Raw genomic sequence first — 4646 nt, 5'->3', positions numbered from 1 at the left:
CGGCAGCCTCATCCGCCGACCCCTCGCCGAGCTTGGCGTAGAAGCGGCCCATGATCGGTGCCATCATGCGTCGGGGTGCGAAGTTCGCGGCGAGCGACATCCCCTGCCCGATAGGGCCGGGAACGACGCGCATCTTGTTCTTCGCGAGGGCATCGAGCGAGACGCGCGCGGTGTACTCGGTGTCGATCCAAAGGCGATCGGGGACGATCCGGTCGACGAAGGTCTTGTCCTCCTCGGCGAGTTCCTCGGTGCGCACAGGGCCGGGAGCGAGGAGGGTGACGTTGACTCCCTGTCCGGCAACCTCGCCGCGAATCGACTCGGAGAACGTATTGAGGAACGCCTTGGTGGCGGCGTAGGTTGCGTTGTTCGGGATAGCGGTGTTGCCCGCCGCGGAACCGACGTTGAGGATCGCGCCGGAGCGCCGCGACACCATCCCGGGGAGGACGGCGAGGATCAGCTCGAAGGCCGCGACGGCGTTGAGCTGGACCTGCGCGCGCTCGTAGTCGAGATCGAGCTCGGACACGGGCCCGAACGTCGCGATCCCGGCGTTGTTGCACAGCACGCACACCTCGAGCGTGCGGAGCTCGGCGAGGAGCGGCGCGCGCTGCTCGGGGGAGGAGAGATCGCAGGCCCGGACCTCGACGCGTACCCCGGTGGCGGCGCGAAGCTCGCCCGCGAGCTCGGCTAGCACGGACTCGCGCCGCGCCACGAGCACGAGGTTGTAGCCGCGCGTCGCGAGCTCGCGCGCGAGCGCCATGCCGATCCCGGAGGACGCCCCCGTAACGACCGCGACGTTGCTCTTGCTGGGCGTGGGCAGTGCCATATTCCTCGGACTCTCGCTCGGGGTTGGTGGTCTGGGCTCGATCGACTAATCGATCGAATACTGGTGCCCCCGAGAGGATTCGAACCCCTGACCAATCGGGTAGAAACCGACTGCTCTATCCACTGAGCTACGGAGGCGGAGTCTGTCAGGCTTCTGACGGACGACTGTCTGACTTCCTAGCGGGAATCCTAACGCACCCCTCGTATCGAGCCACCTCGACAGGTTTTCCCCGGGGCCCAGGTTTTACGATGGGGCCATGAACTCCAGCGCCGGCACCGATCGGCGGCCCGCAGGCCCCATTCTCTTCGGCTACACGATCCTCCTCGTGCTCGTCGCGGCCGTCGTCGCCGGACCGCTCAGCAGCATCTCGACGGGCGCCGCCCTCCAGCTCCTCGGCATCCCGGACCCGGGCAAGCTCACGACGTACGGACTGCCCATCGTCCGCGCGGTCGCCGAACTCTTCTGCGCCCTCGCCGTCGGCTGTTCCCTCTTTGCGACCTTCTACACCCCGCCGCAGAAGGACGGGACGCTCGACGTCGCGGGCTACCGCACACAGCATTGGGCGTCGACGGCAAACATCGCGTGGGCCGTGTGCGCCGCGGCGCTCGTCCCGCTCACGCTCTCGGACGTATCGGGCCAACCGCTCACGAGCTCGCTGTCGATCAGCCAGTGGCTCCTCGCGCTCCAGACCGTCGACGTCGCGTCCTCGTGGCGCTGGGCGGCGATCATCGCGATCGTCGCGGCGTTCGGGCAGCGCTTCACGATGTCGTGGCGTTGGTCGTTCATCTGGTTCGTGGTCAGCGCCTCCGCGCTGCTCCCCGTCGCCGCGACAGGCCACTCCGCGTCGTCCGGCGCGCACGACATCGCCACGAACTCGCTGCTCTGGCACCTCATCGGCGCCGTCGTCTGGGTCGGTGGACTCGCCGCCATCGTCCTGCACACCCTGCGTGGCGACGCGGACCTCCGCCTCGCCCTCCGCCGCCACAGCGCCGTGGCCACGGTCTGCCTCGGGGTGGTCGCGGCCTCAGGCGTCGTCAATGCCATGGTCCGCGTCTCGGCGGGCGACCTGTTCACCTCCTCGTACGGCCGGCTCATCGTCACCAAGGCCGTGCTCATCGTGGTCATCGGCCTGCTCGCGCTCGGGCTGCGGAAGAAGGTGCTGGGGAGCGGCACCGGGAAGAACAGCGCCGACAAGAACGGCACCATCTCCTCCTCCCGCGTGTGGGCGTTCGCGGGAATCGAGACGATGGTCATGGCGGCGACCATCGCCGTCGCTGCCTCCCTCGGCCGTACGCCGCCGCCGGCGCCGAAGTACGTGCCCGGGGTCCAGGAGGCGCTCCTCGGTTTCCAGCTCCCGGGGGACCCGTCGATCGTCACGCTGCTCACGCACTGGCGATTCGACCTCGTGCTCGGCACGGTCGCGGTCGCGGGCGCCGCCCTCTACGCGTGGGGCCTCGTCGTCCTGCGCCGCCGCGGAGATTCGTGGCCGGTGAGCCGGACGGTGTTCTGGATGGCCGGCTGCTTCACCCTCTTCTTCACCACCAGCTCGGGCATCGGCATGTACATGATGGCCCAGTTCTCGCTGCACATGCTCGGGCACATGATGATCTCGATGCTCGCCCCGATCTTCCTCTGCCTCGGCGGGCCGATCACGCTCGCCCTCCGCGCGATCCGTCCGGCGGGACGCGGTCGCCCGCCGGGCCCGCGCGAGTGGATCGTCGCGGCCGTCGACAACCCGATCTCCGCGTTCCTTACGCATCCCATCGTGGCCACCGTCCAGTTCGTGCTCGGCTTCTACGTCGTCTACTTCGGCGGTTTCTACGACGCGCTGGTGAGCAACCACTTCGGCCACTTGTTCATGAACATCCACTTCCTCGTCTCGGGGTACCTCTTCTACTGGTCGATCATCGGAATCGACCGCTCGCCGCATAATTTCTCGCCGCTCTACAAGCTGCTCACGCTCATCGGATCGCTGCCGTTCCACGCGTTTTTCGGAATCATCCTCATGATGTACCCGGACGTCCTCGGCCAGGACTGGTACCACGGCCTCGCGCTCCCGTGGGTGCCCGATCTGCTCGCCGACCAGAAGAGCGGCGGGGCGATCGCCTGGGGTCTCGGCGAGATCCCGCTGTTCGTCGTCATGGTGGCCCTGGGGTTCCAGTGGTATTCGAGCGACTCCAAGGATGCGCGCCGGGAAGAGCGCAAGGCGGAGCGCGACGACGACGCGGATCTGCGCGCGTACAACGCCATGCTGAAGGACCTCAACCGGCATTCCTGACGGCGGACTTCCGCGTATCCACAGGGGTCCGCGCCGTCCACAGCGGTTGCTGTTGTTGCCGCCTGCGCGGGTAGGGGCCGGGTTCAAGGCTGGAAGCGTCTCCCGTGTCGGGCGTCGCCCGATCGGGAAGTCGGCTACAACAACCGTGAGGAACCAGCCACCATGATCGTCAACCGAACCCATGCCACCGTCCGCGGCCGAGTGATCGCCACGTACCCCATCACGAGCACCAACAACGGCAGCGGCGCCGTTCTCAATTTCCGGGTCGCAGCCAACGAGCGGCAGCTCGACCCCGCGACGAACTCGTGGGTGGACAAGGACACCTTCTACGTGACCGTGACCTGCTGGGACTCCCTCGCCCGGCGCGCCGCGGCGGTCCCGCTGCGCGGGCAGATCGTCGTCGCGATCGGCACGCTCGCCAGCCGCCACTACGAGAAGGACGGCGAGAGGCGCAATTACACCGAGCTGCGGGCTCAGCACGTCGCGGTCGACCTCGGCTCCGTCGAGTCCGTGCGGGCGCAGCGGGCGCCCGGGAACGGCGAGGAGGGGGATGCCGGCGGCGGAGCGGAGGTGGACAATCCGGATACCGGAAGTGCCGCGGCCGGCGTGAGCGCGGAGCAGGGCGAACAGGCCGAACAGCGAGAGCCCGTTCTCGCCGCCGTGGCCGCGGGAAACCCGGCGGAAGGCGAGGACGCACCGTTCTAGCGGGCCGGGGGAGTGCAGGGGCCGCGCTCGAAGCGGCGGCCGTGGCCCCTCGGGACTCGAAAGACCGTGGCGAACACGTACGATGGGGGCCGCTGGCTGCGCGGAAGGCGCAGCGCAAACGTTCGTCAATCTAGCGCGTAGAGGGTGCAATGGCTGAATTTATCTACACCATGAAGAAGGTGCGCAAGGCGCACGGCGACAAGGTGATCCTCGACGATGTGACGATGGCCTTCTACCCGGGCGCCAAGATCGGCGTCGTCGGCCCCAACGGCGCCGGTAAGTCCTCGATCCTCAAGATCATGGCTGGGATCGACCAGCCGTCGAATGGCGAGGCATTCCTCGATCCCGAGGCCACCGTCGGGATCCTCCTCCAGGAGCCGCCGCTCGACGAGGACAAGACCGTCAAGGAGAACGTCGAAGAGGGCTTCGGCGACACGATGGTCAAGCTCCGCCGGTACAACGAGGTGGCCGAGGAAATGGCCACGAACTACACCGACGAGCTCATGGACGAAATGGGCAAGCTGCAGGAGCAGCTCGACGCCGTCGATGCCTGGGACATCGACTCGCAGATCGAGCAGGCGATGGACGCGCTCCGCTGCCCGCCGGGCGATTCGCCCGTCACCCACCTCTCCGGTGGTGAGCGTCGCCGCGTCGCGCTGTGCCGTCTGCTCCTGTCGAAGCCGGACCTCCTGCTCCTCGACGAGCCCACCAACCACCTCGACGCCGAGTCGGTGCTGTGGCTCGAGCAGCATCTCGCGACCTACCCGGGCGCAGTCCTCGCCGTCACCCACGACCGTTACTTCCTCGATCACGTGGCGCAGTGGATCTGTGAGGTCGACC

General features: G+C 67.8%; 4 protein-coding genes and 1 tRNA gene. 3 read left to right on the top strand and 2 right to left on the bottom strand.

What is annotated here, in order from left to right:
* Both cmrA and V7E05_RS02610 read right to left on the bottom strand, forming a co-directional pair.
* The coding region (cmrA, locus tag V7E05_RS02615; RefSeq protein ID WP_333618122.1) for a mycolate reductase at positions 1–823 on the bottom strand (823 nt) is incomplete at its 3' end.
* 61 nt (positions 824–884) lie between these two features.
* Positions 885–960 (bottom strand) — tRNA-Arg (locus V7E05_RS02610).
* A 119-nt stretch (positions 961–1079) separates the two neighbouring features.
* Between V7E05_RS02610 and V7E05_RS02605 the strand changes: the two genes are divergently transcribed.
* The 3 genes from V7E05_RS02605 to V7E05_RS02595 all read left to right on the top strand — a co-directional run.
* On the top strand, positions 1080–3101 hold the full coding sequence (locus V7E05_RS02605) for a cytochrome c oxidase assembly protein (protein ID WP_333618121.1): 2022 nt from the start codon (positions 1080–1082) through the stop codon (positions 3099–3101).
* 162 nt (positions 3102–3263) lie between these two features.
* Entirely contained in the window at positions 3264–3806 is a 543-nt protein-coding gene (locus tag V7E05_RS02600; RefSeq protein WP_333618120.1) for a single-stranded DNA-binding protein, read from the top strand.
* 149 nt (positions 3807–3955) lie between these two features.
* Positions 3956–4646, top strand: a 691-nt coding sequence (locus V7E05_RS02595) for an ATP-binding cassette domain-containing protein (protein ID WP_333618119.1), incomplete at its 3' end; no start/stop codon positions are given.

The organism is Dietzia sp., assembly GCF_036741115.1.
Lineage (GTDB): Bacteria > Actinomycetota > Actinomycetes > Mycobacteriales > Mycobacteriaceae > Dietzia.
This window is presented reverse-complemented; position numbering and strand designations above follow the sequence as displayed.